Origin of the sequence: Acidovorax sp. LjRoot118, from assembly GCF_964253575.1 — a bacterium.
Taxonomy (GTDB): Bacteria; Pseudomonadota; Gammaproteobacteria; order Burkholderiales; family Burkholderiaceae_C; genus Acidovorax.
Genome location: NZ_CAXURB020000001.1, coordinates 4,166,173 through 4,193,140, shown reverse-complemented (window position 1 = coordinate 4,193,140; position 26,968 = coordinate 4,166,173). Strand labels below are relative to the sequence as shown.

Below are 26,968 nucleotides of genomic sequence, written 5' to 3'. Positions count from 1 at the left end.
CTGTTAGACCTCATGCCTATGTTGCGGGCGGGAGCCGGGTCTCGGCCCGGCGGCCGAGGTACTTGTTCTTTGCTTCGCCAAAGAGGGTGTAGAAGAAATCTATTGCAACCGCCCCAACAACATCCGGGCCTGCGCAAGCCACACCCACGCAGCCGCATAGAACGGCTTGCGGTCGTGGTGCATCACAAGCCTGCGGTTGCGCTCCAGCCATGCATGGGTGCGCTCCACCACCCAGCGCTTCTTGGCGATGGGGGCGGGCTGCTCGTCGCTCCACAGCGGCTGCTGGGCATCGTCCCAGCGGTGGCGGGCACTGTGGCGCACGATGCGCACCTGTACGTGGTGCGCCTTCTCGATCTGCTGGGCGCATTGCCCGGCGTACGCGCTGTCGGCCCACAACGTCTTGAACGAGCCATCCGTGCGCTTGCACGCCTGTGCTACCGCTTGCGCGGCCGCGTCGCGGTCCTGCACGGCTGCACTGGTGATCACAACCGCAAGCAGCAGGCCCAGTGTGTCCACGACCAGATGGCGCTTGCGCCCTTGCACCTTCTTGCCTGCATCGAAGCCCAAGGTACCACCCTGAGGGCTGCCCCGGTTGGACTGCGAGTCGATGATGGCCTCGCTGGGCTGCGCAGCGCGCTCCAGGCGTTGGCGCCATTGCTGGCGCAGACGCTCGTGCAGCGCTTCGAACTTGCCTTGGCGGGCCCAGTTGACGAAGGCCTTCTGCACGGACTGCCAGGGCGGATAGATCTGCACCGGCAGGTTGCGCCAGGACGAGCCGGTGCGCAGCACATAGCAGCAGGCATCGACAACGCTACGCCGCGAGTAGGTGGCCGGTCTGCCACGCGAGCCCGGTTGGGGCTCGAACAGGTCCTGCGCCAGCGCCCATTCGGCATCGGTCAGGGCACCGGCAATGGCGTTGCCGGATTGACTGGCGGGCCGATGCCGGGCGGTGTAGCCGTAGCGCGTGCCAGGCTGACCAGGCTGCGAGCGGGACAGCTGCGACTTGGGCCGCGCTCGCTGCAGGCCGGCAGCCTTCAGTGCTGCGCGCAGAGTCACCGTGCTAGGGGCGCTGCGGCCCATGTGATCGGCCCAGGCCAGCGCCAACTCGGGCAGCGTCGCCTGCGGATTGTCTCGGACCACCTCGCGCAAGGTGGTGTACTCGCCAGGGGGGATTACGGGTGGTCGGCCTGTCTTTGCCATTGCGCTGCTCCTGCTTGGTCAATGCGGCGCTATTATAATTTATTTCTTCTACACCCTCAAAGAAAAGTACCCAAAAGAAAGGCGACCCCGCTGCCCGTGACCCCCTCGCACTGCGTACGAGGGGGCAGCCTGCGATGCTCGGTCCTGGGGTGTGCCGCAGAACTCGCTGCGTTCTTCGAACTCCGCTCAAACAGCTGCGGCAAGCCAGACAACGATGCGCGTGTCCTTCGGCACGCGCTCACCCCAGGCCCTGCGCTTCTCGGCACGGTCAGAAGGGGGTGGGAGCGGGCTCCACACGGGCCATTGCTTCGCTCGGCCCCTTGGTCCTTCGCTGCGCTCGGCTCGCCAGGGCGATCGCGCCTAACACGTCGGCAGCGCACAGCGCGTAACCGACACCCGGCGCAGCTGCGCAGCAGCAGCCGTTGTTGTCCCCGCTCCCCACCCCTTCTGGCTGCGCCGAGAAGCGCAGGAGCTGGGGTGGGCGTGTGTGCCGCAGGACACACACGCTTCGTGAACTGACTTGCCGCAGCTGTTTGAGCGAAGTTCGAAGAACGCAGCGAGTTCTGCGGCACCACCCCAGATCCGAGCATCGGAGGTTGCCCCCGCTCGCCCGACAGGGCGAACGGGGGACGCAGACTGGGGGTCGTCTTCTCTTTGGTGACTTTCTCTTGACGACGCAAGAGAAAGTTACTGCGCCGCCGGGCGCACACCCCGGCCTCCGCCCTTCATCAAGGCATGCACCACCCATCCAACCACAACCGCAGAACCGCTTGGCGCCGGCCCTGACCTGCAGGTCATGCACACAGCCATAGGCCACTGCAATCAAACGCTGCCTGCAGGATGCACGCAAGGCGGCGCGTCAATCACTGCTGCCGCCCGTTACCGCCTTCACACCAGCAGCCCCCACATCCACCGTAGCCCCAACCACCTTGGCCCCCACCTTCACCGTGGTGGCCGCCACGCTCACCGCCGCATCGGCCACAGCCACCACGGCGCAGCCTGTGCAGCACAGTGCCAAGACGGCAGATACCAGTGCGCGGCCTGTGCGAAATGCCATGTCGCTTGCCATCACGCCTGCGGCACGAACAGGGCCGGGTCCACCATGGCGCGGTTGAGCATCACACCCCAGTGCAGGTGCGGCCCGGTCACGCGGCCGGTGGCGCCCACGGCGCCCAGGCGCTGGCCGGCGGCCAGCACGTCGCCCACTTTGACGTCGACGGCGCTCAGGTGGCAGACCATGGAGAGCAGGCCCCGGCCATGGTCCAGCCACACGGTGCCGCCGTTGAAGAAATACTCACCCGTGTCGATCACGCGCGCTGGCAGGGGCGAGAGGATCGGCGTGCCCGTGGGCGCGGCGATGTCCATCCCGCTGTGCGGATTGCGCGCCTGGCCGTTGAACACCCGGCGCAGCCCGAACGAGCTGGAGCGGCGCCCCGGCACCGGCACGCGCATGCGCAGCGAATCCAGGGCCACGCCTGCGGGCTGCTCGGTGAAGGTGGCCATCACCAGGGCCTGGTGGTCGCGCTCGCGCTCGTAGCGTGCCTGGTCCTCGGACGACAGGTCCACCGTGCGCGGCGATACGGTGAGGTGCTGCTCCTTGTACTTCTTGGGCGACACGGTATAGGCCACCTGCCGGGGCGCACCGCCGCCGGCCGGCTGCACGGTGATGTGCGCAGGGCCCGGTGTGGCGGCCAGCGGTATGCCGACGATGGCCGTCCATTCGATGGCATCGCCCAGCACCAGCACCGGCACGTCACCCGCAAGTGCTACCGGCCGCTTGGCCGCAGGGCCGAGCGACAGGCGGGCCACGCCGCCCGGTACCTGCAGCGGCTGCGGCCACACCGTGGGGGCTGGCGGTGCCTTGGCGTGCAGCGCGGGCGTATGCAGGGCCAGCAAGCCGCTGGCGGCACCCAGCAACGCGGTGCGGCGGTTCATGGAAGAGGTCACGGCGGGAATGGCGTTGCGGACGGAATGGGGCACGGAAGTTCGGACCTTGGGCAAATCGATGGCGGGTAGACGGCGAAGCAGGCCGCCATTGTGCCGGGCCTTTGAAACGAAGTCGGCCTACATCGGCCCGCCAGGGCCCCACCCACAATCGCGCCATGAAAAAAACAGGTCGCACCCTGCGCATCGTCTTGCTTACCTTCGTGGCCACGGCCGCGCTCGTGCTCTTTGCCCTGAACTTCACGGCCGGCGAGAAAAAGGTGCAGCACCAGATACCGCGCCTGTACACCAGCGCCAGCCCGCAGTTCGAGCGCGCCATGGGCAGCCTGCTGGGGCCGGGCATCCTCCCCGGCAACGAGGTCAAGGAGCTGATCAACGGCGACCAGATCTTTCCGCCCATGCTCGCGGCCATCCGCTCGGCGCAAAAGAGCGTGACCTTCGAGACCTACATCTACTGGTCCGGCGACATCGGCAAGCAGTTTGCCGACGCGCTGGCCGAGCGCGCCCGCGCGGGTGTGGCGGTGCATGTGCTGCTCGACTGGGTGGGCAGCGCCAAGATGGAGGAGAGCTACCTTGCCGAGATGAAGGAGGCCGGCGTGCTGGTCGAAAAATTCCACAAGCCGCACTGGTACAACCTGGCGCGCCTGAACAACCGCACCCACCGCAAGCTGCTGGTGGTGGACGGGCAGGTGGGTTTCACCGGCGGCGTCGGCATCGCGCCGGAGTGGACAGGCAATGGCCAGGACCCTGACCACTGGCGCGACTCGCACTACCAGGTGCGCGGCCCAGCCGTGGCGCAGATGCAGGCCACGTTTCTGGACAACTGGCTCAAGGTCACGGGCAAGGTGGTGCACGGGGATGCGTACTTCCCGGCGATCGCTGCAAGTGGTACGCAGCGCGCCCAGATGTTCTCGAGTTCGCCGTCCAGCGGCAGCGAGAGCATGCAGCTCATGTACCACATGGCCGTCACCGCAGCCGAGCGCAGCCTGGACCTGTCGGTCGCCTACTTCGTGCCCGACGACCTCACGCGGCAGTTGATGCTCGATGCCTTGAAGCGCGGCGTGCGCGTGCGCCTCATCACGCCCGGCCCGCACACCGACACCGAGACCGTCAAGGCCGCCTCGCGTGCCACCTGGGGTCCGCTGCTGGAGGCCGGGGCCGAGATCTACGAGTACCAGCCCAGCATGTACCACTGCAAGGTCATGATCGTGGACCAGCGCATGGTGTCGGTCGGTTCCACCAACTTCGACAACCGCTCCTTTCGCCTCAACGACGAGGCCAACCTCAATGTCTACGACACGGCGTTCGCCGAGCGGCAGACGCGCGTGTTCGAGGAGGACCTGGCAAAGTCCCGGCGCGTGACATACCAGGAGTGGCTGGAGAGGCCGCTCAAGGAACGGCTGGCCGAGCGGCTGGCGGCGTTGCTGGAGTCGCAGTTGTAGATATCTTCGCCCAGATCATGACATTTCATTCACAGCTGGTTACTTTCTCGGGGTGGCTGTAGGCGTGCAGGGCGTTACGCTTTCCTACAATCCCGCCGTCAAACAATAGGGAAGAGGGATTTTCATGGCGCAGCGGCGAAGCATTCTGGCGGGACTATCGACTTGGCTCTGGATGCTGGTGGCGGGTGTTCCCGGTGGGGCAGTCGCGGCGGCGGATGGCGCCACTGCAGGCAGGGCCGGCATCCACCCCTGGATCGAAGTGGGCGACAGCCTGGTGGCCGACGTGATCGTCGATGGCAAGGTGGTTGCGCAACTCGACCACAAGGCCACGCAGCCGGGGCTCAAGAAGCCGCCCGCGTTGGTGTTCGCGCTGCCTGCGGGCCTCAAGCGCGTGCGGCTCAAGGGCACTGTCACCATCGGCGGCAAGGCCTCAGCGTTCGACAAGAGTTGGAAGGTGCGCGACATGGCGCCCTTTTCAGCCCCGCTGTACGACCAGGGCAAGCCCTGGATCGAGCGCATCCGTGGCCTGGCCAAGAAGCTGGAAGACAGCATCTCCATCGAGCCCGGCGACGGCGGTGCCAAGAAGAAGCCTGCCAAGGCCGCCTTCGCGGACCTGGAGAAAGCCATGGGCGTGCCGCTGCCCCCGCTGGTGAAGGTGCTGGGCGACTGGCAGATCCAGATCGGTGACTCCAACTTCCTGCCGGCCGCCCAGATGGGCAAGGTCACCGATCTGCTGCTGGGCGATTGGGGCTACAAGCGCACCGGTGCCGATGGGCTCGACAAGATCCTCCCGCCTGCGGTGCGCGCGCGCTACGACCGCAGCCTGGCCGTGTTCGTCGAGGTGGGGGATGGGCTGGGCGCATTGGCGTGGGACCCGGTGGGCGCCACGCCCGGCGAGCCGCCCAGCACCTGGGGTGACAAGGGCAATCCCGGTGCCCGGCCGAGCACGCCCAATGAAGGCGTGTGGTATTGGCTGCACCAGGATCACATCGCCAAGCCCGAGTTGCTGCTTGATGACGACTACCGCCCCAAGACCACCGAGGCCGCGCTGACCCATGTGTTCCAGCGCTTTGCGCTATCGGACCTGGACTCGCCCGAGGCCGACGACGAGCTTGTGGTGGACACCGCCAACCCGCGCGCCAACCTGCTGCAGCTGCACTTCGACGGCCCCCGGAACCCTCGGCTCTGGCTGCGCAGCTACGACTACCACTACAGCCTGTATTGAGCGGCTAACAAAACTCTTCTGGCGTCGTTGCTGCGTCTTGTCGTACTGCCCGTACTGCCTGCGACGCAGCGCCTAGCCAGAACCGCTTCGCTGAGTTTTGTTAGCCGCTCAAAATTGCCATGCCACCGCAGCGCGACCTCCATGGAGCGGAGGCGGCGCGCGGCGCCATGCAGTGCATCAATGCGTGACGAACTCGTAGGTCACAGCTTCGCTGTCCACCATGTCCAGCACCTCGTGCAGTGCGTCGTCGTCTTCGGGGCTGCTCCACAGCTCTTCGGGGGCGGTGGCGAACAGGGGCTCGATGGCGATGTCCATGAAGCGGCCATCCGGCAGGCTCAGCACGGGCGTGCCTTCGGAGGTTTCGACCAGCGACCAGTCCTCGGGGACGGACATTTCGACTTCGATGGTGACTTTGAGTTTTTTGGTCATGGTGTGTTCTCTGTTGGTGAATGCGGGCAGGGTAACCGCATTCGGCCCGGCGTGCGGTGACGGGGTTGGATGGGTCGACTGCGGGCAGGCATTCCCCTGCGCAATATGGGGCTTGGACCTCTGGGGGCTGCCCCTTAGAATTTTCGACCTACAAGAGGGGAAGTTCGTTGGATCTCACACAAACGGCCACAGACGCCGCACAGCAGCCGCACGCGCGCACGGCGCAAGCCATCATCCACAATGTCGAAAAAATCCTGCAGGGCAAGCACCAGCAGGTGGAACTGGCGCTCGCCGCCATCGTGGCCGGCGGGCACCTGCTGATCGAGGACGTGCCCGGCCTGGGCAAGACCATGCTGGCGCGCGCGCTGGCGGTGTCGGTGGGGCTGTCGTTCAAGCGCATCCAGTTCACGGCCGACCTCATGCCATCCGACATCGTGGGCGGGCCGGTCTACAACCCCAAGGATGGCTCGTTCACCCTGCGCCCCGGCCCGGTGTTCGCCAACATCGTGCTGGCCGACGAGATCAACCGCGCCAACCCGCGCGCCCAGTCGGCCCTGCTCGAATGCATGGAAGAGGGGCAGATCACGCTGGACGGGCAGACCCTGCCGCTGCCGGCCCCGTTCGCCGTGCTGGCCACGCAGAACCCCATCGACATGGCGGGCACCTACCCGCTGCCCGAGGCGCAGCTCGACCGGTTTTTGATCCGCCTGTCGCTGGGCTACCCTGATGCGGCGACCGAGGCGGGGCTGATCCAGAGCCAGCAGTACGCGCACCCCATCAGCCGGCTGCAGCCGGTGTGCGGGGCTGGCGATTTCGAGCGGCTGGTGGCGGCGGCGCACGAGGTGTCCATCACCCCCGAGGTGGCGCAGTTCATTGCGGCCATCGTGGGGGCCACGCGCAAACACGTCGACATCCGCTTTGGCGCCAGCCCGCGCGGCACGCTGGGCCTGGCGCGCATGGCGCGCGCGCTCAGCTGCATCCGCGGGCGCAGCTACGTGGACCCGGCCGTGGTGCGCGAGGTGGCCGCGCCGGTGCTGGCACACCGCATCATCGTGCAGGGGCAGGGCGCCCAGGCCAAGGATGCGACCGACATCGTCCAGGCGATCCTGATGCTCCAGCGCACGCCGGTCTGAGCCCCGGCATGGAACGCCTGCTCACCCGCTCGCGCGTGCTCATCGCGTTCTGCGGCACGCTGCTGCTGGCCGCGCTCAACCGCCGCGACCCCATGGTCTACGGCATGTTTTTGTTCCTCACCACCCTCACGGTGCTGGGCTTCGTACTGCCCTGGCTGTCGCTGCGCGGCATGTCCGTTCGCTTGAAGAACGACGGCGTGGCAGAGGTGCAGGAGGGTGCTGCCTGCGACCTGGGCCTGGTGGTGGAGCGCAGCGTGCGCTGGCCAGCCTTCATGGTCGACGTGGAGACCGAATGGGAATGGGCCGGCCACCGCATGGTGCTGCGCCAGACCGTGCCGGTCATCCGCAAGGGCGCCGCCCCGGTGCTTGGGCGTCTGGCGCGCTTTGCTTGCCGGGGCCACTACCGGCTGGTGGCGGTGCGGCTGGCCAGCGGCTTTCCGCTGGGGCTGCTGCAGGCGCGGCGCAGCATGCCGCAGCAGCACACGGGCATTGCCGTGCACGTGTTGCCCCGCCCCCAGGCCGTGCACTGGCCACTGCCGTGGAGCGTGTCGCCCGACGCCTCGGGCACCCTGGCCACGCGCCACACGGGCCAGTCGTTCGAGCTGGGCCTGCTGCGTGAATACCAGCAGGGTGAATCAGTGGGCCGGGTCAGCTGGCGCGCATCGGCCCGCGTGGGCGAACTGGTGATTCAGCATTTCCAGCAGATGGGCGCGCTGGCCCTGCGCCTGGTGGTGCATGCACCCGGGGCGCCTGCCCTGGGCGACCCGCGCAGTGCGGGCGAGCAGGCCATCCGCCTGGCGGCCGGCGTGTGCGACGCTGCGCTGGCCCAGGGCGCAAAGGTGGTGCACTACCCTGCGGCCGATGGCGAGGCCGAGGACAGGCCCCCCGTGCAGGATGCAGCGCTGCTGCGCCAGGCCCTGGCCTCTGCCCTGCCCAGCAGCCCCGAACAACTGCGCCAGGCCTGTGCCCGCGTGGCCGCCGACGCCCGCACGGGCGAGCAGATCGCCCTGGTCGTGCCGGGTGACTTGGCCGTGGCAGATCTGCAGGCAGCGCTGGCTGAACTCGCGCGCCTGCCGTGCACGGTGGTGGCCTGCATTGCCCTGGGGCCCAAAGGCGCCCTCACGCACCGGGCCAACGCGGAGCAGTTGCGTGCGTTGGCAGCGCAGGCCGGCGTGGCCACGGTGCTGGAGGAGGCGCCATGAAAAAGCCGTCACCCCACGCCGCCACCGCCCGCAAGGCGCGCAAAGTGCCCCTGCAGGAGCCGCCATCCCCACCGCTGCGCAGCAGCGGTACCATCGTTTTTGCTGGCCTGTGCTACCTGTTTACCGGCTTTGCGTTCTCGTACGTGGACCGTGGCCGCATGGCCTTTGGCGTGTTCTGTGTGCTGTGGCTGGCATGGGCGGTGCTGGGCTTCGGCGCGGGTGTGCTGAACCGGCGGGGTGGCGAGGGCGCGGGCCGCAGGCTGTGGCGGGGCATGGCCTGGTTCGGCGTTTTGCTGGCGCTGTTCCCCGGCTTCTTTCTGTACCCATTTGCCCGCTGGATCTGCCTGGTGCTGATGGTTGTCATGGGCGCGCGTGCCGCCCAGTTGCGCACGCGGCGCGACCTGTATTTCACGATGACGGTGGTCTTCACCGTCTGCTTTCTGACCACCACGCACTACGCCGCCGACTGGAGCCTGTGGTTCTACCTGGGCCCTGCGTGGCTGTTCGGCGCACTGGCGCTGGCCTGGCTGCATGCCGAAGGCGTGGACCTCTCGCGCTGGACCCAGTTGTCCATGACCACGGGCTTTGTCGCCGTCTCGTGCGTGATTGCGGCCTGCCTGTTCCTGTTCGTGCCGCGGCCACCGGTGCTGGGCTTTGGCTTTCTGCCCGGTGGCGACGTGCCGGGCCTGTACGAGCCGCCTTTCGGCAACCAGGCCGATGGCCGCGGTGAGCAACGCGCCGGGGGGCCGGGCGGTAGCGTGGGCAACGGCAGTGCGGGCAACCAGGGTGGTGGTTGGGGCGGCGCTGCGCGCTCTGGCCAGTCGCGGCCCCGGCCTGGCCCGCCGCCTTCGCCGTGGGACCGCATGCTCGACGGCATGCGCGATGCCGGCCGCGACCCGTTTGCGCCGCAGTGGCAGCGCGGCGCCATCAACGGCGCGCTGGACGCTGCCCAGGCGCTGCGCAACTGGTTCCGCGGCAGTGGGCCGTCTGCCTCGTCACCCGGGGGCCCTGGTGGCACGGGGGAGCCGGGTGACCCGCAGGCCGCGCCGCCATCGGGTGGTGAAGCCGGGGTAGGCAACCCGCTGGCGCTGCTGGCCATGGCGCTGGCGGCCTGGCTGCTGTGGCGCTATCGCTACCGCTGGGGTCCCCGCGTGGCGCTGGCCGTGGCATGGGGCCTGTCGCGCTGGCTTCCTGCGCGGTCGATGCAGGTGTCGGCACGTGCCCTGACCTGGTGCCTGCGTGCCCGCCGCCACCTGCCGCTGCCCGGCCAGTCCGTGCGCGAACACTGGTCGTCGGCACCCGGCCTGGCACCGCTGGCCCACCAGTGGACGCAGCGCGCGCTTGAGACCTACTGCGCCACCCGCTTTGGCGGCGTGCCTGCCACGCAAGCGCGCGCCCTGCGCCTGCGCGAGGACGTGCTGGGCGCGGCCGAGGTCATGAACGGGGCAATGCCCGAGCTCAGCCGCTGACGGACTCGTTGACGGACTTGCACCGCGCGCGGTGCCGGCCGGCAGGCGGGCACGAACTCTGCATGCAGTGCCTGCTGCTGTATCCTTTTGTTGCGAACCGCCCGCGCAGACGGTGGCGGTAGCACACAGCCGTACCCTCACCCTTCCCCTTTCGGAGTGCCTTGAAATGATCGCCAAGAAACTACTTGCCGTGGCCGTGACCGCCGTGGTCGCCACCCTTGCCCTGAGCCAGGCCGCCCAGGCCGGCCCGCGCCTGGACAAGATCATGGAAACCAAGGTGCTGCGCGTCGGTACGCCCGGTGACTATCGCCCCTTCGCCATCAAGACCGACGCCGGCCTGTCGGGCCACGACATCGACGTGATCGAAGCCATGGCCAAGGAGCTGGGCGTGAAGATCGAGTACGTGCAGACCTCCTGGCCCAAGCTGATGGCAGACCTGCAGTCCGACCAGTTCGACATCGCCGTGGGCGGCATCACGCGCAACGTGGCGCGCATCCGTTTGATCGAAATGCTGCCCGGCTACGCGCCCTTCGGCAAGGTGGCGCTGGTGCGCTCGGCCGACAAGGCCAAGTACACCACCGTGGACGACCTGAACAAGCCCAATGTGCGCGTGATCAAGAACCCCGGCGGCACCAACGAAACCTTCGTGCTGCAGAACCTCAAGACCGCCCAGGTCAGCACGCACGACAAGAACGCCGAGATCCCTGCGCTCATCGCTGAAGGCAAGGGCGACGTGATGATCACCGAGACGTACGAGGCCCTGGTCTACAGCAAGGCCGACCCGCGCCTGCACGCGGCCTTCATCGACGCACCGCTCACACCCAAGAGCTACCTGGGCTTCATGCTGCCCAAGGACGATGCGGACTACACGCGTGTGATGAATTTCGTCTGGGGCCAGATCGACAGCCGGGGCATCCTGAAAGGTGCCTCGGACAAGTGGCTGAAGTAACAAGCCGCTGATTCACCGGGCTCGCTGGAGGCCGGTGTGCCGTGCCATCAGGCCTGGGCAATCAGCTGGGCGCGGTAGCTCTCGCTGCCTTCGGCCCAGCCCAGCAGGCGGTCGATATTGGGGTGCTTGCCCGGAAAGGCCTTGGCATCGGCCACGTGCTCGCCATACCACTCCAGCCCCAGGCGCGCCGCTGCCGGCGTGATGCTGCCGCCATACAGCGCAGCCAGCGCGGCATACACCACCAGCGAGCCGGTCTGGCCGGGCTTGTTCTCGATGGTGGCAAGCACCTCGCCATTGGCGCCCAGCAGTTGCAGGGCGGCGAGGTGGGAGGCGGAAGGCAGTTGTTGGAGGCGTGCGGCGAAGTTCATGCGGATGGGGAGAAAAGAGAATATCCGGGGCGGACACGTCCGCCTGCGGTTGGATGAAGGAAGACCGCCGATCTTAAAACCCTGCGCACGCATCTGCATCGCAGTCACTTCGCCATCAGTGCTTGGTGGGCACCTTCATGGAATCGTCCACGGGCGTCTCGGTGTGCATCACGCACTGCCACTGGCCATCGACCTGGATCCAGGTCGAGCTGTCGTGCATCACCTGCTCGGTGCTTTGGGCCTTGTCGCCGCGCGGTGCCACGCCCTGCTTCACACGGTAGGTCAGGATCCCCATCGCGTCGGTCGGGAACACCACCTGCATGTCGCTGAACTCAAAGGCGGTGACCACCATCGGGCCTTCCTTGGCCATCTTGCCGTACATGGCGCGGTCGAATTGGAGCGCACCGTGGCTGCTGACCATCATGGCGGGCTCGGCCAGCAGCTCGGTGGCGGCACCGACGTTCTCGTCGACCATGGCTTGCCAGAATCGGGTTTCCAGATCGATGAGCGTCTGGCGAGGTGCGGTTGTCGTAGGCATAGGGACCTCCGTTGTTTCATGAACAAGGGGCCATGGTGCTGCTGGCGAGGTCAGGCCGGCATCAGCTGAGCGCTAAGGGTGGGGTAGGGAAGGGCTGACAGTGGGCTCTCCGCCATCACGCGGGGGCCTTTTGCAGGGCTTGGCGCAGGCGGACGTACTCCACTGGGCTGACGTGCTGCACCTTGCCCTCCACCGTGATCACCATATGGGTGTTTGCCTTGCGCGCGTCTTCCGCTGCACGCAGGCCTGCCCTGGCAATCGCCGCCAATGCAGCCTGGGCCAGGTCATCGGTTGGGGCGAGACCTTGGTCCAGCAGCAATGGCTGCCGGTGCTGGTTTTCGTACAGAAACCAGGCATCGACGATGGGCTGGTAGGTGTGGGTCAGATGGAACGGCCCCGCATCAAACCGCCGCCTAACGACCTCATCAGGGATGTTGTGCCCGCCCTGCGACACCCGCAAGCGCACCCGCTCGATGGCCATGTCCGCACTGGGCAGTTGAAGGAAAATGAGGATCACCCGGTAGCCCAGATTGCGCCAATGTCGGATCTTGGTGGCATAGATGCGGCCCGAGAGGGTGGTTTCCAGCGCAAAGCTGCGCCGGTGGGTCACATGGTCGTCGATTTCCGCCAGCATGATGCGCCCCGCCTTGAGGGCGGCTGCCTCCGGTGCAAAGGGCGACAGGCCCGCCGCGATCAGGTCCGCATTGACAAATGCAGGGCATCGAGCCTCCACCGGCAGGAACTCGCGCGCGAACGTCGTTTTGCCCGCGCCATTGGGCCCGGCAATGATGATGGCCCGAGGCCCTGCTTCGGTGCTGGAGTGGTCGGTCACCGATGGATTGTGCCTCTGTGGCGTCAAGACCGTGGTGCCTCAAAAGCACAAAGGCGCCCTGGGCGCCTTTGTGCTGTGTGTGGGGTTTATTTGCCCCACGAATCCTTCAACCCCACCGCCAGGTTGAACACCGGCTTGCCCGGCTCATGGTCCAGCCGGTCGGCCACAAAGTACCCGTGGCGTTCAAACTGGAACTTGTCGTCCGGCATCGCGTTGGCCAGCGAAGGCTCCACGATGGCCGTCACCGTCTTCAGGCTGCTCGGGTTCAGGCCTTCGATGAAGTCCTTGCCGCCCGCGTCGGGCTGGGCTTCGAGGAACAGGCGGTCGTACATGCGCACTTCTGCATTCACGCCGTCGGCCACGCCCACCCAGGTGATGGCGGCCTTGACCTTGACGGTGTCGGCGCCGGGGGTGCCGCTCTTGGTGTCAGGCACCACGGTGGCCAGCACTTCGGTGATCTTGCCGTCGGCATCCTTGGTGCAGCCGGTGCACTCGATGACGTAGCCGCCCTTCAGGCGCACCTTGTTGCCCGGGAACAGGCGCTTGTAGCCCTTGGGGGGCACTTCTTCAAAATCTTCGCGCTCGATCCACACCTCTTTGCCGATGGTGAAGTGGCGCTCGGGGCTTTCCACGCCTTCGGGCGGGTGGGGCAGCGAGGGCAGGGTGCAGGGCTCCAGGTGGCCTGCGCCCATGACCTCGTCCCAGTTGGTGAGCACCAGCTTGACGGGGTTGAGCACGGCCATGCCGCGGAAGGCCTTGAGCTCCAGGTCTTCGCGCAGGCAGCCTTCCAGGGTGCTGTAGTCGATCCAGCTGTCGCTCTTGGTCACGCCGATGCGATCGGCAAACACCTGCAGCGATTCGGGCGTGTAGCCGCGCCGGCGCAGGCCAACGATGGTGGGCATGCGCGGGTCGTCCCAGCCGCTCACCTTATGGTCGTACACCAGCTGGGCGAGCTTGCGCTTGCTGGTGATCACGTAGGTGAGGTTCAGGCGCGAGAACTCGTACTGGCGCGGCGGCGGGTTGCCCAGCAGGCCGCCTTCGGTGAGGCGCTCCAGCAGCCAGTCGTAAAACGGGCGCTGGTCTTCGAATTCCAGCGTGCACAGGCTGTGGGTGATCTGCTCCAGCGCATCCTCTATGGGGTGGGCATAGGTGTACATCGGGTAGATGCACCAGGTATCGCCGGTGTTGTGGTGCGTTGCGCGGCGGATGCGGTAGATCGCCGGGTCGCGCATGTTGATGTTGGGGCTGGCCATGTCGATCTTGGCGCGCAGCACCATGGACCCGTCTTCGTGCTCGCCATCGCGCATTTCGCGAAAGCGCTTCAGGTTTTCGGCCGGCGTGCGGGCGCGGAAGGGGCTGTCGACGCCCGGTTTGCCGAAGTCGCCGCGGTTGGCGCGCATCTGCTCCACGGTCTGCTCGTCCACGTAGGCGTGGCCGGCCTCGACCAGGTATTCGGCCGCGCGGTACATGAAGTCGAAATAGTCGCTGGCCTGGTAGGGCGCGGCGTTGGGGTTGCCGTTCCAGTCAAAGCCCAGCCATTTGACGGCATCGATGATGCTGTTGACGTATTCGGTGTCTTCTTTTTCAGGGTTGGTGTCGTCAAAGCGCAGGTGGCACACGCCGCCGTAGTCGCGCGCCAGGCCGAAATTGATACAAATGCTTTTGGCGTGGCCGATGTGCAGGTAGCCATTGGGTTCGGGCGGGAAGCGCGTGCGGATCTTGGCCGGGTCGGGCTGGCCCTTGGCGTGGTGGGCAGCATCGCCCGGCGTGCCACCCCATTGGCGGCTGGCATAGGTGCCCTTGTCCAGGTCGCTCTCGATGATCTGGCGCAGGAAGTTGCTCGTCTTGGCGGTCTCAGGGGCCGCTTCGGGGGCTGCGGCAGTGGTGTTGGCTGGGGTGGACGTGGTCATGGGCCCATTTTATGGGCAGGCCGGGCCGCTTGCTGCGGTGCAGCGCGGCCAGGGGCGCCAGGGGGCTGGCTGCACGCTGCAGCCTGGGCCCTCTGTGCCCGATTTGTAACTCCACGGGTCCCCCAAAAATGGTCTGTGGGCGCCTGCAACAGCCTGCCGGCCCCTACGCTGAAACGTTTTGGTGTGAACTATTGCGCAGGAGTGCGCACTCACGTGTACGTAAAGAAACAATAAAGATGGTGTTTCGTGCCATCCTTTCGGACATCTGGTGCGTTGAGTACCAGTGAGGCGAATCTCAACCAAGGGTGCCGCCTCCACTACCAGGAGATTTACATGACGAAAACCCGTTCTATCCAGTCCATGGCCGCCGCCGCTGGTGTGGCCCTGGCGCTCTTTGCAGCCGCCGGCTCCGCCCAGGCCCGCAGCGATGTCAACTGGTCGATAGGCCTGAGTTCGCCAGGTGTGGTGGTGGGCGTGGGCAACGGCTACCCGGTGTATTCCGCACCCGTGTACTCGGCCCCAGCGCCCGTGTACTACGCACCGCGCCCGGTGTACCAGGCTGCGCCCCCCGTTTACTATGCGCCCCCAGCGCCTGTGTACTATGCGCCGCCCCCACCCCCGGCCTACTACTACCGCGGCGGTGGCTACGGCCATCACCACCACGGCCACGGCGGTCGTGGTCGCTGGGACCGCTGATCCCGGCTTGACGAGGCCCTGAAAGGGCTTCGCCCGGACCCGGCGCTGCCACCCTGTGTGGTACGCCTGGGTGCTTGGGGCGGCGGTGGCGGGCACCGCATAATCCCGCGTTGGCAGGAAGAGTTTTTGGCGCTTCCACCACGGCTTGCCTGGCATATGGTCGGCAAGCCCATCCCAACGCCCGGAGAGCTGCTGCACCATGTCGTCTGCCCAGAAGAAAACCGTCTTTGTCCTGAATGGCCCCAACCTGAACCTGCTGGGCACGCGCGAACCCGCCGTGTACGGCGCGCACACCCTGGCCGATGTGGAGCATATGTGCGTTGAGGCCTGTGAGCGCCACGGTTTTGCGCTGCGCTTTCACCAGAGCAACCATGAAGGCGCGCTGGTGGACTGGATCCACGAAGCCGGCCGCCTGCATGCCGCTGGCGAACTGGCCGGCGTGGTGCTCAACGCCGGCGCCTACACGCACACCAGCGTGGCCCTGCACGATGCCACCAAGGGCACGGCCATCACGCTGATCGAGCTGCACATCAGCAATGTGCATGCGCGCGAGGCCTTCCGCCACCACTCCTACATCGCCGCAGCGGCCAAGGCCGTGATGTGCGGCTTTGGCGTGCGCGGCTACGCGCTGGCCATCGACGGCCTGGCGGGCATGTGATGACCGCCGGGGACGACGAGGACCACAACCCCGCAGCCCCTGCGCGCGAGGTCGCCCGCCTGCCTTCCCCCGAGATCGACCGCCTGCGCGCCCTGGCCCAGCGCCACACCACGCCCTGCGGCAGCGGCGACATGGTGTGGCACACCTGGGGCGAGGCCCGTGGCGACGTGCCGCCGCTGGTGCTGCTGCACGGCGGCAGCGGCAGCTGGACGCACTGGGTGCGCAACATCGAACCCCTGGTGGCCGCTGGCCGCCAGATCTGGATACCCGACCTGCCGGGCTTTGGCGACTCGGCCACTCCGCCCACGGGCGGCGATGCCGATGCGCTGGTCGAGCCCATGGCCGAGGGCCTGCGCGCGCTGTTTGGCCCCCGGCCGGTGGACCTGGTGGGCTTTTCGTTCGGCGGGCTCACCGCCGGGCTCACGCTGGCGGCCCACCCTGAACTGGCGCGCCAACTGGTGGTGGTGGGTGCCCCCGCCATGGGCGTGGTGGCCGAGCGGCCCGTGCGCTTGAAGGGCTGGCGCCACCTGCCGCCCGCTGAGCAACTCGACATGCACCGCTACAACCTGGCTGTGCTGATGCTGCGCGATGCGGCCCTGGTCGAAGGCCTGGCGCTCGAAGTGCACGTGGGCAATGTGGTGCGCGACCGCATGACGCGCCGCCGCCTGGCGCGCACCGACATCCTGGCCCGCTCGCTGCCGCAGGTGACCTGCCCGGTGCACGTGATCTACGGCGAAGCCGATGCGCTGTACCAGGGCTTCATGGCCGAGCTGGAGGCTGCGTATGCCGCCGCCGTGCCGGATTTTCGTGGCATGGCCCTGGTGGCCGATGCCGGGCACTGGGTGCAGTTCGAGCGGCCCGAGGTTTTCTTGCAGGCCCTGCTGGCAGCGCTGGCCGATGGCGCGGCGGGCAGAAGGGGCTGACATGGCAGACACCCCGCTCGACCCCAAGCCACCTGCGCCTGCAGCAGCAACCGCCTTGCCCGAGGCAGCACCACGCCCACCGCGCCCGCCGCAGGAGGCCCCGCGCGTCAACGGCCAGGTCGCCGTGTTGCAGGTCGACGAGCGCGAGGTCGAGATCACCGCCATGCGCGCCCAGGGCGCGGGCGGGCAGAACGTCAACAAGGTGTCGAGCGCCGTGCACCTGCGCTTCGACATCGCGGCGTCTTCGTTGTCCGAAGGCGTGAAGGAGCGCCTGCTGGCCCTGCGCGATTCGCGCATCACGCAAGACGGCGTGGTCGTCATCAAGGCCCAGCAGTACCGCAGCCAGGAGCAGAACCGCAGCGATGCCATCGAGCGGCTGAACGCCCTGGTCAACACCGTGGCCGCGCCCCCGCGCGTGCGGCGGGCGACCAAGCCGACGTATGGGTCCAAGCAGCGGCGGCTGGAGGGCAAGAGCCAGCGGAGTGAGACGAAGGCGTTGCGGGGGCGGGTGAAGGACTGAGTGGGTCTGCGTGTCTTGATGTGTGTGCTTCAAGGGCTCGATTGACCTCAAAAACGCAACAATCCGTTTGTCCCCAGGGGCTTGGTCTCGACCTGCGTAAGTCCTAAAGTACCTCTCAGACCCTAGAGAGAGTAGCCCCACCATGTCCGCCACCACCCAAGCCCCCTTGTCTTCGCCCGCCACCGTCCCCGCCCTGTTCGTATCGCACGGCGCGCCAATGTTCGCCATCGATGCCGGCACCACCGGCCCTGCGCTCACGCAGTGGGGGCAGGGGCTGCGGGCCCAGTTCCCAGGGCTGCGCGGCGTGGTGATCATGTCGCCGCACTGGATGGCGCGCAGCCCGCAGGTGATGACGGGGCCGCAGCCGGCCACCTGGCATGACTTTGGCGGTTTTCCGCAGGCGCTGTACCAGTTGCAGTACCCGGCGCCGGGCTCGCCTGCGCTGGCGCAGGAGGTATTGGGCCTGTTGCAGGCTGCCGACGTGGCCGCGCAGGGCGATGCCGCGCGGCCCTTTGACCATGGCGCCTGGGTGCCGCTGATGCACCTCTTCCCCGATGCCGACCTGCCCGTGGTGCAGGTGGCCCTGCCTGTGGGCGCGGGCCCTGGCGAGGTGTATGCGCTGGGCGCGGCGCTGCGCGGGCTGCGCAGCCAGGGCGTGCTGGTGGTGGGTTCGGGCAGCATGACGCACAACCTGTCCGAGTTCTTCGGCGGCGCGCGCGAGCCCGCGCCCTATGTGCTGGAGTTCAGCCGCTGGATCGAGGATGCGCTGGTGCGGGGCGACATGCAGGCGCTGCTCAACTACCGCAGCCTGGCGCCGCATGCGACACGGGCACATCCCTCGGAGGACCATTTTTTGCCCATCTTCTTCGCGCTGGGTGCGGCGGGCGATGATCTGCAGGCGCAGTACCTGAGCCGCGAAGTGATGTACAGCATGTTGTCGATGGACGCGTTTGCCTTGCAACCTGCCGCACACTGAGCGACGAACAAACCTCTTCTGCTTGCACCCCTTCAACATCAAGATTCATGACTACACCTCAACTGCCGCTGACCTACTTGCACCGCCCCGCCGCCGCCGGCGCCACCGAGCCCTGGCTGCTGGTGCTGATGCACGGCGTGGGCAGCAACGAGCAGGACCTGTTCAGCCTGGCGCCGCATGTGCCGGGGCGCTTCCATGTGCTGAGCCTGCGCGCGCCGTTCCGCATGGGGCCGGGGGCCAATGCCTGGTTCGAGTTTTCGGTGGCGCCCAATGGCGAGCGCAGCATCAACGAGCCGCAGGAGCTGCAAAGCCGCGCCCTGGTGGCGCAGGCGGTCGAAGCCGCTGCCGCGCAACTGGGCGTACCGGCCAGCCGCGTGGTGGTGGGCGGGTTCAGCCAGGGCGGCATCATGTCGCTGTCGTTGCTGCTCACCCAGCCGGCGCTGCTGCAGGCCGCCATGGTGTGGCACAGCCGGCTGTTGCCCCAGGTGCTGTCTGCCGCCGCGCCGGCCGCTGCGCTGCAGGGCAAGCAACTGTGGGTGAGCCATGGCACGCAGGACAACGTGATCCCGCTGGCGCAGGCCCATGCCATCCGCGAGCATTTCGCGCAGCTGCCCGTCACCCTGAACTACCGCGAGTTCCCGGGCATGCACGAGATCCGCCCGGCCGAGCTGGCGGCTACGGTGGACTGGTTGCAGACCTTGTAGGAATCTCCCGCGTCTGGGCGCGCTGTTGCTTGCACGCAGCGTGCCCATGACGAAAACAGGGCGTTACGTCTTGCTGGAACCTAAAGGGTTTCCAATGGTCAGGCCATGACCCGGGCCGCTGCGTTGGCCGCACCCCGGCCCATGACGCAAGGACCCCTGCATGCCCGATCCAGTGCTCGACCACGACCGCGATTTTTCCGAACTGCGCAGCGACCACCACCCGACTCCGCCGCGCAGCACGGGCGGGGCGGCTGGCTGGGTGGCGGGCGTGCTGGTGGTGGCCCTGGTGGGTGCCGGCTACGCATGGTGGCAATGGCAGGCCAGGAACAACGCGGTGGCCGAGCTGCCTGCCGCCGCGGCGCCACCCGAGGCCGCTGCATCGGCACCCGTGGCTGCTGCATCGGAGCCCACGGGCCCGCAGAACCTCATTGACCCGCTGGCCCCCGCCGACGCGGCGCAGCTGCCCGAACTGGCCGAGTCCGATGCCGCTGTGGCCCAGGCGCTGACCGAGCTGCTGGGCCAGCCCTCGGTGGGCTCGTTTTTGCAGCTTGACGGCTTTGTGCGCCGCGCGGTGGCCACGGTGGACAACCTGCCGCGTGCCCAGGCGCCTTCTCGCATGTGGCCGGTGCAGCTGGCGCCGCGCCGCTTCAGCGTGGAAGGCGTGCCCGGCACCCACGGCCAACTGGCCATTGCGGATGGCAATGCCGGGCGCTACAGCGCCTTTGTGGCCTTTGCCGAGGCGATTCCCGTCGACCAGGCCGTGGCGGTGTATGCGCGGCTGTACCCGCTGTTCCAGCAGGCGTACGAGGAGCTGGGCTACCCGGGCAAATACTTCAACGACCGCCTGGTGGCCGTGCTCGACCACCTGCTCAAGACGCCCGAGCCCACCGGCCCGCTGCTGGTGGAGCTGACCGAGGTGAAGGGCGAGGTGACCTCCACCCGGCCCTGGGTGCGCTACGAGTTTGTGGACCCGCAGCTGCAGGCGCTGTCGAGCGGGCAGAAGATGCTGGTGCGCATGGGGCCGGAGAACGAAAAGCGCCTGAAGGTGCGCCTGGCGGAGTTTCGCAAGCGCGTGGCGACGGGTGTGGTGCCCAAGGCTGCGGGCAAGGGCGCGCAGGCCAAGCCGCAGGCCGCCACGGCCAAACCGGCCGCAGCCGCCAAGGTGCAGTGAGTGGTCGCCTGCTGTTGAACTACTCCGCCACGCGGACCACGGTCTTTCCGAAATTGCGCCCTTGCAGCACCCGGCGCAGCGCCTCGGGGGCGTTCTCCAGCCCGTCCACGATGTCCTCGCGCAGTTGCACCTGGCCCTGGGCGAGCCAGGCAGCCATCTCGCGGCGGAAGCTGTCGAAACGTTCGCCATAGTGGTCCAGGATGATGAAGCCCTGCATGCGCACGCGCTTTTGCAGCAGCGTGGCGGTCAGACGAGGCAGGCGGTCGGGCCCACTGGGGGCGTTGCTTTCATCGTTGTAGTGGGCAATGAAGCCGCAGACCGGCACGCGCGCATACAGGTTCAAGAGCGGCAGCACGGCGTCGAACACCTCGCCACCCACGTTCTCGAAGTACACGTCGATGCCCTGCGAACACGCCGCTGCAAGCCGCTCGGCCAGGCCGGGTTCGCGCCGGTCCAGGCAGGCGTCGAAGCCCAGTTCTTCCACCGCATGCCGGCACTTGTCGGTGCCGCTGGCAATGCCCACCACGCGCGCGCCCTTGAGTTTGGCGATCTGGCCCACGATGGCGCCCACGGCACCGGTGGCCGCGGCCACCACCACCGTCTCGCCGGGCTTCGGTTGCCCGATATCGAGCAGGCCCACGTAGGCCGTGAAGCCCGGCATGCCCATGCCGCCGAGCGACTGCGAGGGCTGCGCCGCACCGCCCAGCGCCAGCAGGTCGCTGCCGTCGGACAGGGCGTAGTCCTGCCAGCCGGCATTGGCCAGCACCAGATCGCCCTCGCGGAACTGGGCGTTGCGTGAGGTGACGACCCGGCTCACGGTGCCGCCGACCATGGGCGCGCCGATCTCTACGGGCGGCGCGTAGCCGGGGCCGATGGGGTCCATCAGGTTGCGCATGTACGGATCTATGGAGAGATACAAGGTGCGCAGCAGCACCTGGCCGTCGGCGGGCTCGGGCACGGGTTGCGTCTGAAGCCCGAAGTGCTTTGGCTCGGGCAGCCCTTGCGGGCGTGCGGCGAGCGTGATGCGGCGGTTGGTTTCGGTTGCCATGGGGCTTGCTCCCTGGATCAGGCTGCTACCGCAGGCCGGGGGCCGTGGCGCAGGGTCAGCAAGGTGCCCAGCGTCAGCGCGGCCAGCGCAAAGGCCGGGCCACCCAGGGCGCCCACGTGGTCCACCATCAGGCCGCCGAAGATGGCGCCGCTGGCGATGGCGATCTGGAAGGCCGCCACCAGCAGCCCGCCCGCGCCCTCGGCCTGGTCGGGCGCGGCACGCACGATCCAGGTCTGAAAGCCCACGGGGAAGGCGCCGAAGGCAAAGCCCCACAGCGTGACGGCGATTGCCGTGATGGCGGCCGACTGGCCGGCCACCAGCAAGGTGGCGGCCAGCACGGCGATGACGGCGCCGCCGGCGACGATGGCCTGGCGCTCGCTGCGCCCGGCGATCCACCCGCCCACGAAGTTGCCGAAGAAGCCGCCCACGCCGTAGCCCAGCAGCACGGCGGTGATGGTGGCCACCGACAGGTGCGTGACCTGCTCCATCAGCGGGCGGATGTAGGTGAAGCCTGCGAAGTGGCCCGAGATCACCAGCAGCACCGCCAGCAGCGCCACGCGCACCGGTGGGCGGCGCAGCAGCTCACCCAGCACCTTGAGGTTGGGGTTGTCGCGCGGGGGCAGGGCGGGCAGCGCCACCAGTTGCACGGCCAGGGTGATCAGGCTGATGCCGCCGGCCGCGATGAAGGCGCTGCGCCAGCCCCACATATCGCCCATCCAGGCGCCGATGGGCGCCGCGCACACGGTGGCCACCGATACCCCGGTGAGGATGAACGACATGGCCCGTGCGAACAGCGATGCCGGCACCAGCCGCATGGCCAGCGCCGCCGACATGGACCAGAAGCCCCCCAGCGCCACGCCCAGCAGCACCCGCGCCGCCAGCAGCGTGGCCATGCTGCCGGCCAGGGCCGACATCACGTTGGACAGCACCAGCAGCAGCGTGAAGGCGATCATGACAATCCGGCGGTCGATGCGGCGCGTGAGCAGCGGCAGCGACGGCGCGGCCACGGCGGCCACCAGCGCCGTCACGGTGACGGCCTGGCCTGCGGCGCCATCGCTCACGCGCAGGTCGCTGGCCATGGCGGTGAGCAGGCTGGCGGGCAAAAACTCGGCCGTGACCAGGCCGAAGACACCCAGGGCCATGGACGCCACGGCGGCCCAGCGTGCCTCGGTGGGCTCGGGGGCGGAATGGGGTGTGGGCGTGGCCTCGGCAGCGACGGCACCGGTGGGCGCATCAAGGCAGGCGGAGCAGGAGGGAGAGGAGGACACGGGAAAGGCCTTCGGGTGGATGGAAAGCCATGGTAGGGATAAGATGGCGGCGTTTCCATGCCATAAAAGCCGAAATGCTTGACTTTTTATCCAAGCCCTTCAATCAGGTGCCGCAGCAGCCTTTTGCCGACCCGCCGGACCTGCTGACCCAGATCCTGCTCGGCCTGCGTCTGGACGGCGTGGAGTATGGCCGCTGCGTGCTGCACCCGCCGTGGGCCATTGCCTTCCCTGTGCAACGCTCGGCGCGCTTTCACTTCGTGGGCCATGGCGGGGCCTGGCTGCGCACGCCCGCGACCGACTGGCAGCGCCTGAACCCGGGCGACGCGGTGCTGCTGCCGCATGGCAGCTTTCATGTGCTGGCCAGTTCGCCCGACGTGCCGCCGGTGGACATCGATTCGCTGGCGCGCAAGGCCGTGTCCGAGAACATCTACCTGGTGGACGGGCGCGATGCCAACAACGCGCACCTGGGCGCCGCCGTGGCACCACCCCCGCCGCAGGCGCCCGACGTGATGTTCTGCGGCGCGCTGCGCTTCAACCTCGACCCGCTGCACCCACTGATGGCCATGATGCCCGAGGTGATGATGGCCGGCGACCTGGCGCGGCGCGACACCACCGTGCCGGTGCTGCTCGACGCCATGGAGCGTGAGGTGGAGCAGGACCGCATGGGCGCCTGCGCCATCCTGGCGCGCCTGGCCGATGCGCTGGCCGCGAGCATCATCCGCGCCTGGGTGGAATGCAGCTGCAACAACCCCACGGGCTGGATCGCCGCCGTGCGCTGCCCGCTCATCGGCAAGGTGATCGCCGCCATCCACGCCGACCCCGAGCGCGACTGGAGCGTGCCGCTGCTGGCCGACCTGATGGGCGCCTCGCGCTCGAGCTTTTCCGAATCGTTCACGCGCACCATGGGCGAGAGCCCGGCGCGCTACGTGGCCAAGGTCAAGATGTCGCAGGCACGCAGCTGGATTGCACGCGACGGCATGCGCGTGGCCGTGGCGGCCAACCGCCTGGGGTATGAGTCCGAGGCCTCGTTCAGCCGGGCGTACAAGCGCATCATCGGGCACCCGCCGAGCACGGCGCGGGCGCAATGATAGAGGCTGCGGGGGCTATGCCTTGGGCAATGGCAGCGGCAACGGCAGCGCCGTCTTGTAGCGCACCTGCTTGAGTGCAAAGCTCGAGCGGATCTTTTCCACGCCCGGTATGGGCGCCAGCCGCTCCAGGATGAAGCGCTCCAGCGCCCCGATGTCGGGCACGGCCACGCGGATCAGGTAGTCGCTGTCGCCGCTCATGAGGTAGCACTCCATCACCTCGTCGTGCTCGGCGATGCGCTGCTCGAAGTCGCCCAGCGCTTCCTTGCTCTGCGTCTTCAGGCTGATGCTGATGAACACGTTGAGCCCCAGGCCCAGGGCGGCCGCGCTGGCCAGCGCCACGTAGCGGCTGATGACGCCTGCCGCCTCCAGCGCCTTCACACGCGCCAGGCAGGGGGAGGGCGACAGGTGCACGCGCCGCGCCAGCTCCACGTTGGACAGGGAGCCGTCCGCCTGCAGCTCGGCCAGAATGCGCAAATCCAGGGTATCCAGCTTCATGTGCCGGAGTTTAGGCGTTCTGCCGCACGAAGTGCTGTGATGGAGCCATCCACGGGCCAAAACGGCATCCCATGTGGCGCCGTAGTGACTACAGTTGCTGCATGAACGCCCCCACCGCCCACCACCATCTGATGCAGCCCTTGGCCACCGATACCGACCCGCAGGAGACCGCCGAATGGCGCGATGCCTTCCTGGCCCTGGTCGCGACCGAGGGACCCGAGCGCGCACGCTTCATGCTGCAGGAAATGGTGCGCCTGGCGCGTGCAGGCCGGGTGGGCTGGCAGCCCGACCTGAACACGCCGTATGTGAACACCGTGGCGGTGCAGGACCAGCCTGTCTTCCCGGGCGACCTGGCCATCGAAGAGCGCGTGGCCTCCATCGTGCGCTGGAACGCGCTGGCCATGGTGGTGCGTGCCAACCAGGCCTATGGCGAGCTGGGTGGGCACATCGCCAGCTACGCCAGCGCGGCGGATCTGTTCGAGAGCGGGTTCAACCATTTCTTCCGGGCCCGCGAAGGCGTGGGCGAGGGGCAGCACCGGGGCGATCTGGTGTTCTTTCAGCCGCACAGCGCGCCGGGCGTGTATGCGCGCGCCTTCATGGAAGGCCGCCTGTCCGAGCAGGACCTGATGCATTACCGCCAGGAGCTCACGGCCCCTGCCGCCGGGGCGCAGGGCCTGTCGAGCTACCCGCACCCGTGGCTGATGCCGGACTTCTGGCAGTTCCCCACGGGGTCGATGGGGATCGGTCCCATCAGCAGCATCTACCACGCGCGCTTCATGCGCTACCTCACGCACCGCAATTTGCTCGACTGCTCGGCGCGCAAGGTCTGGGGCGTGTTCGGCGATGGCGAGATGGACGAGCCCGAGAGCATGAGCGCGCTGACCTTGGCCGCGCGCGAGGGGCTCGACAACCTGGTCTGGGTGGTCAACTGCAACCTGCAGCGGCTGGACGGCCCGGTGCGCGGCAACGGCCGCATCATCGACGAGCTGGAGCGCCTGTTCGCCGGCGCGGGCTGGAACGTGGTCAAGCTGGTCTGGGGCAGCGATTGGGACGGCTTGTTCGCCCGCGACCTGACGGGCGCGCTGGCCCGCGCGCTTGAAGGCACGGTGGACGGCCAGATGCAGACCTTTGCGGCCAAGGACGGCCGCTTCAACCGCGACAACTTCTTCGGCCAGAACCTCGAGCTCGCGGCCCTGGCCCAGGGCATGACGGACGAGCAGATCGATCGCTTGAAGCGCGGCGGGCACGACCTGGTGAAGATCCACGCCGCGTATGCCGCCGCCGCGCGCCACCAGGGCCAGCCCACGGTGATCCTGGCGCACACCAAGAAGGGCTATGGCATGGGCACGGCCGGCCAGGGCAAGATGACCACGCACAGCCAGAAGAAGTTCGATGAGACGGACCTCATCGAGTTTCGCAACCGCTTCAACCTGCCGCTGTCCGATGCGCAGGCCACGAGCCTCGCCTTCTTCAAGCCCACCGAAGACAGCCCCGAGATGCGCTACCTGCGCAGCCATCGCCAGAACCTGGGTGGCTACCTGCCGCGCCGCGAGACGGCATGCGAGGCGCTGCCCGTGCCTGCCATCGCCAGCTACGCGCATTTCGCGCTGCAGGCCGATGGCAAGGAGATGAGCACCACCATGGCCTTCGTGCGCATGCTGGGCAGTTTGCTCAAGGACGCCACGCTGGGCCCGCGCATCGTGCCCATCGTGGCCGACGAGGCGCGCACCTTCGGCATGGCCAATTTGTTCAAGCAGGTCGGCATCTACAGCAGCGTAGGCCAGCGCTATGCGCCCGAGGACATTGGCTCGGTGCTGAGCTACCGCGAGGCGCTCGACGGCCAGATCCTCGAAGAGGGCATCAGCGAGGCCGGCGCCATCGCCAGCTGGACGGCTGCGGCCACCAGCTACAGCGTGCACGGGCTGGCCATGCTGCCGTTCTACATCTACTACTCGATGTTCGGCTTTCAGCGCGTGGGCGATGCCATCTGGGCTGCGGCTGACCAGCGCGCGCGCGGCTTCTTGCTGGGTGCCACCTCGGGCCGCACCACCTTGGGCGGCGAGGGCCTGCAGCACCAGGACGGCAGCAGCCACCTGGTGGCGGCCACCATCCCCAACTGCAAGGCCTACGACCCGGCCTACGCGGGCGAGATGGCCGTGATCGTCGACGCGGGCATGCGCGAGATGGTGACCGAGCAGCGCGACGTTTTCTACTACGTCACGCTGATGAACGAGAACTACGCCCAGCCCGACCTGCCCGCCGATGCGGCCGAGGGCGTGCTGCGCGGCTGCTATGTATTCAAGCGCTTCGGTGCCGAAGGCCCTGCGGCCAACGCACGCCACGTGACGCTGATGGGCTCAGGCGCCATCCTCACCGAGGTGGTCAAGGCCGCGCAGCAACTGGCCGCCGAAGGCATTGCAGCCACCGTGGTCAGCGTAACCAGCTGGAGCGAATTGGCGCGCGATGGCGTGGCGTGCGAGCAGCGCGCCATCGCGGGAGAAACAGATAAGCCGGGTACCCCCTGGCTTGCAGCACAGCTGGCCGCCACAAGCGGACCGGTGATTGCTGCAACCGACTATGTGCGCGCCGTGCCCGAGACGGTGCGCGCCTTCGTGCCCGAGGGGCGAAAGTACTTGACGCTGGGGACCGATGGGTTCGGGCGCAGCGATACGCGGGCGGCGCTGCGGGCGTTCTTCGGGGTCGATGCCGCTGCCGTGGTGCGGGCTGCCAAGTTTGCGTTGGGGGCCGCTGCAGCCCGGTGAGCATGCAAGGCGCAAGCC

26 protein-coding genes are annotated in these 26,968 nt (G+C 67.9%); 15 read left to right on the top strand and 11 right to left on the bottom strand.

Annotated features, from left to right (window positions below):
- Nucleotides 1–99: 99 nt before the first annotated feature.
- The 3 genes from ACSQ9E_RS19865 to ACSQ9E_RS19855 form a co-directional block, all read right to left on the bottom strand.
- Nucleotides 100–1,200 (bottom strand): IS5 family transposase, encoded by a 1,101-nt coding sequence (locus ACSQ9E_RS19865; protein ID WP_436218936.1) that lies wholly within the window; start codon nucleotides 1,198–1,200, stop codon nucleotides 100–102.
- Between the two features lie 859 nt (nucleotides 1,201–2,059).
- Entirely contained in the window at nucleotides 2,060–2,257 is a 198-nt protein-coding gene (locus ACSQ9E_RS19860) for a hypothetical protein (RefSeq protein WP_057199589.1), read from the bottom strand.
- A gap of 11 nt (nucleotides 2,258–2,268) precedes the next feature.
- Nucleotides 2,269–3,135, bottom strand: a complete 867-nt coding sequence (locus ACSQ9E_RS19855) for a peptidoglycan DD-metalloendopeptidase family protein (RefSeq protein ID WP_436220240.1) — start codon at nucleotides 3,133–3,135, stop codon at nucleotides 2,269–2,271.
- 167 nt (nucleotides 3,136–3,302) lie between these two features.
- On the opposite strand from ACSQ9E_RS19855, the gene ACSQ9E_RS19850 reads away from it, so the two are divergent.
- Together ACSQ9E_RS19850 and ACSQ9E_RS19845 are read left to right on the top strand one after the other, a co-directional pair.
- Nucleotides 3,303–4,586: a phospholipase D-like domain-containing protein gene (locus tag ACSQ9E_RS19850; RefSeq protein WP_436218935.1), complete on the top strand. Its 1,284-nt coding sequence runs from the start codon at nucleotides 3,303–3,305 to the stop codon at nucleotides 4,584–4,586.
- A gap of 124 nt (nucleotides 4,587–4,710) precedes the next feature.
- Entirely contained in the window at nucleotides 4,711–5,811 is a 1,101-nt protein-coding gene (locus ACSQ9E_RS19845; protein ID WP_436218934.1) for a hypothetical protein, read from the top strand.
- Between the two features lie 177 nt (nucleotides 5,812–5,988).
- Here the strand turns inward: ACSQ9E_RS19845 and ACSQ9E_RS19840 are convergent, their stop codons facing one another.
- Complete coding sequence (locus tag ACSQ9E_RS19840) at nucleotides 5,989–6,240, bottom strand: hypothetical protein (protein WP_436218933.1); 252 nt, start codon at nucleotides 6,238–6,240, stop codon at nucleotides 5,989–5,991.
- Nucleotides 6,241–6,407: 167 nt separating this feature from the next.
- Here ACSQ9E_RS19840 and ACSQ9E_RS19835 point away from each other — a divergent pair, with 167 nt between their 5' ends.
- The 4 genes from ACSQ9E_RS19835 (at nucleotide 6,408) to ACSQ9E_RS19820 (ending at nucleotide 10,993) form a co-directional block, all read left to right on the top strand.
- Complete coding sequence (locus ACSQ9E_RS19835; RefSeq protein ID WP_436218932.1) at nucleotides 6,408–7,373, top strand: AAA family ATPase; 966 nt, start codon at nucleotides 6,408–6,410, stop codon at nucleotides 7,371–7,373.
- An 8-nt stretch (nucleotides 7,374–7,381) separates the two neighbouring features.
- Nucleotides 7,382–8,575 (top strand): DUF58 domain-containing protein, encoded by a 1,194-nt coding sequence (locus ACSQ9E_RS19830; protein ID WP_436218931.1) that lies wholly within the window; start codon nucleotides 7,382–7,384, stop codon nucleotides 8,573–8,575.
- Nucleotides 8,572–10,044, top strand: coding sequence for a DUF3488 domain-containing protein (locus ACSQ9E_RS19825; protein WP_436218930.1), 1,473 nt, complete (start codon nucleotides 8,572–8,574; stop codon nucleotides 10,042–10,044). Before ACSQ9E_RS19830 ends, ACSQ9E_RS19825 begins: the two co-directional genes overlap by 4 nt.
- 166 nt (nucleotides 10,045–10,210) lie before the next feature.
- Nucleotides 10,211–10,993, top strand: coding sequence for a transporter substrate-binding domain-containing protein (locus ACSQ9E_RS19820; protein ID WP_436218929.1), 783 nt, complete (start codon nucleotides 10,211–10,213; stop codon nucleotides 10,991–10,993).
- A 47-nt stretch (nucleotides 10,994–11,040) separates the two neighbouring features.
- On the opposite strand, the gene ACSQ9E_RS19815 is transcribed toward ACSQ9E_RS19820, so the two are convergent.
- The 4 genes from ACSQ9E_RS19815 to ACSQ9E_RS19800 form a co-directional block, all read right to left on the bottom strand.
- Complete coding sequence (locus ACSQ9E_RS19815) at nucleotides 11,041–11,361, bottom strand: DUF2322 family protein (RefSeq protein WP_436218928.1); 321 nt, start codon at nucleotides 11,359–11,361, stop codon at nucleotides 11,041–11,043.
- Between the two features lie 115 nt (nucleotides 11,362–11,476).
- Nucleotides 11,477–11,899, bottom strand: a complete 423-nt coding sequence (locus ACSQ9E_RS19810; protein ID WP_436218927.1) for a nuclear transport factor 2 family protein — start codon at nucleotides 11,897–11,899, stop codon at nucleotides 11,477–11,479.
- Nucleotides 11,900–12,014: 115 nt separating this feature from the next.
- On the bottom strand, nucleotides 12,015–12,731 hold the full coding sequence (locus ACSQ9E_RS19805; RefSeq protein ID WP_436218926.1) for a zeta toxin family protein: 717 nt from the start codon (nucleotides 12,729–12,731) through the stop codon (nucleotides 12,015–12,017).
- An 86-nt stretch (nucleotides 12,732–12,817) separates the two neighbouring features.
- The gene (locus ACSQ9E_RS19800) at nucleotides 12,818–14,641 is read right to left on the bottom strand and encodes a glutamine--tRNA ligase/YqeY domain fusion protein (protein ID WP_436218925.1); all 1,824 of its coding nucleotides are present in this window, start codon (nucleotides 14,639–14,641) and stop codon (nucleotides 12,818–12,820) included.
- A gap of 333 nt (nucleotides 14,642–14,974) precedes the next feature.
- Between ACSQ9E_RS19800 and ACSQ9E_RS19795 the strand changes: the two genes are divergently transcribed.
- From ACSQ9E_RS19795 to ACSQ9E_RS19765, 7 genes are all read left to right on the top strand, one after another.
- Nucleotides 14,975–15,337, top strand: a complete 363-nt coding sequence (locus ACSQ9E_RS19795) for a hypothetical protein (protein ID WP_057199504.1) — start codon at nucleotides 14,975–14,977, stop codon at nucleotides 15,335–15,337.
- A 199-nt stretch (nucleotides 15,338–15,536) separates the two neighbouring features.
- The gene (gene aroQ, locus ACSQ9E_RS19790; RefSeq protein ID WP_428001927.1) at nucleotides 15,537–15,995 is read left to right on the top strand and encodes a type II 3-dehydroquinate dehydratase; all 459 of its coding nucleotides are present in this window, start codon (nucleotides 15,537–15,539) and stop codon (nucleotides 15,993–15,995) included.
- The gene (locus ACSQ9E_RS19785) at nucleotides 15,995–16,918 is read left to right on the top strand and encodes an alpha/beta fold hydrolase (RefSeq protein WP_436218924.1); all 924 of its coding nucleotides are present in this window, start codon (nucleotides 15,995–15,997) and stop codon (nucleotides 16,916–16,918) included. The genes aroQ and ACSQ9E_RS19785 overlap by 1 nt, the downstream gene beginning before the upstream one ends.
- Nucleotides 16,919–16,973: 55 nt before the next feature.
- Nucleotides 16,974–17,438: an alternative ribosome rescue aminoacyl-tRNA hydrolase ArfB gene (gene arfB / locus ACSQ9E_RS19780; RefSeq protein ID WP_416208604.1), complete on the top strand. Its 465-nt coding sequence runs from the start codon at nucleotides 16,974–16,976 to the stop codon at nucleotides 17,436–17,438.
- A 142-nt stretch (nucleotides 17,439–17,580) separates the two neighbouring features.
- A complete protein-coding gene (locus ACSQ9E_RS19775; RefSeq protein WP_436218923.1) occupies nucleotides 17,581–18,414 on the top strand; it encodes a DODA-type extradiol aromatic ring-opening family dioxygenase in 834 nt (277 codons plus the stop codon).
- 47 nt (nucleotides 18,415–18,461) lie between these two features.
- Nucleotides 18,462–19,118 carry an alpha/beta hydrolase gene (locus tag ACSQ9E_RS19770; protein ID WP_436218922.1) on the top strand — a complete coding sequence of 219 codons (657 nt, stop codon included), beginning with the start codon at nucleotides 18,462–18,464 and terminating at the stop codon, nucleotides 19,116–19,118.
- Between the two features lie 160 nt (nucleotides 19,119–19,278).
- The gene (locus tag ACSQ9E_RS19765; RefSeq protein WP_436218921.1) at nucleotides 19,279–20,289 is read left to right on the top strand and encodes a DUF3014 domain-containing protein; all 1,011 of its coding nucleotides are present in this window, start codon (nucleotides 19,279–19,281) and stop codon (nucleotides 20,287–20,289) included.
- Nucleotides 20,290–20,308: 19 nt separating this feature from the next.
- Here ACSQ9E_RS19765 and ACSQ9E_RS19760 read toward each other — a convergent pair whose 3' ends face one another.
- Both ACSQ9E_RS19760 and ACSQ9E_RS19755 read right to left on the bottom strand, forming a co-directional pair.
- A complete protein-coding gene (locus ACSQ9E_RS19760; protein WP_436218920.1) occupies nucleotides 20,309–21,337 on the bottom strand; it encodes an NADP-dependent oxidoreductase in 1,029 nt (342 codons plus the stop codon).
- Between the two features lie 17 nt (nucleotides 21,338–21,354).
- Entirely contained in the window at nucleotides 21,355–22,605 is a 1,251-nt protein-coding gene (locus tag ACSQ9E_RS19755) for an MFS transporter (RefSeq protein WP_436218919.1), read from the bottom strand.
- Between the two features lie 74 nt (nucleotides 22,606–22,679).
- On the opposite strand from ACSQ9E_RS19755, the gene ACSQ9E_RS19750 reads away from it, so the two are divergent.
- Entirely contained in the window at nucleotides 22,680–23,693 is a 1,014-nt protein-coding gene (locus tag ACSQ9E_RS19750; RefSeq protein ID WP_436218918.1) for an AraC family transcriptional regulator, read from the top strand.
- A gap of 15 nt (nucleotides 23,694–23,708) precedes the next feature.
- Here the strand turns inward: ACSQ9E_RS19750 and ACSQ9E_RS19745 are convergent, their stop codons facing one another.
- The gene (locus ACSQ9E_RS19745; protein ID WP_436218917.1) at nucleotides 23,709–24,188 is read right to left on the bottom strand and encodes an Lrp/AsnC family transcriptional regulator; all 480 of its coding nucleotides are present in this window, start codon (nucleotides 24,186–24,188) and stop codon (nucleotides 23,709–23,711) included.
- A gap of 101 nt (nucleotides 24,189–24,289) precedes the next feature.
- Here ACSQ9E_RS19745 and mdeB point away from each other — a divergent pair, with 101 nt between their 5' ends.
- Entirely contained in the window at nucleotides 24,290–26,950 is a 2,661-nt protein-coding gene (gene mdeB, locus ACSQ9E_RS19740) for an alpha-ketoglutarate dehydrogenase (protein ID WP_436218916.1), read from the top strand.
- Nucleotides 26,951–26,968: the final 18 nt, after the last annotated feature.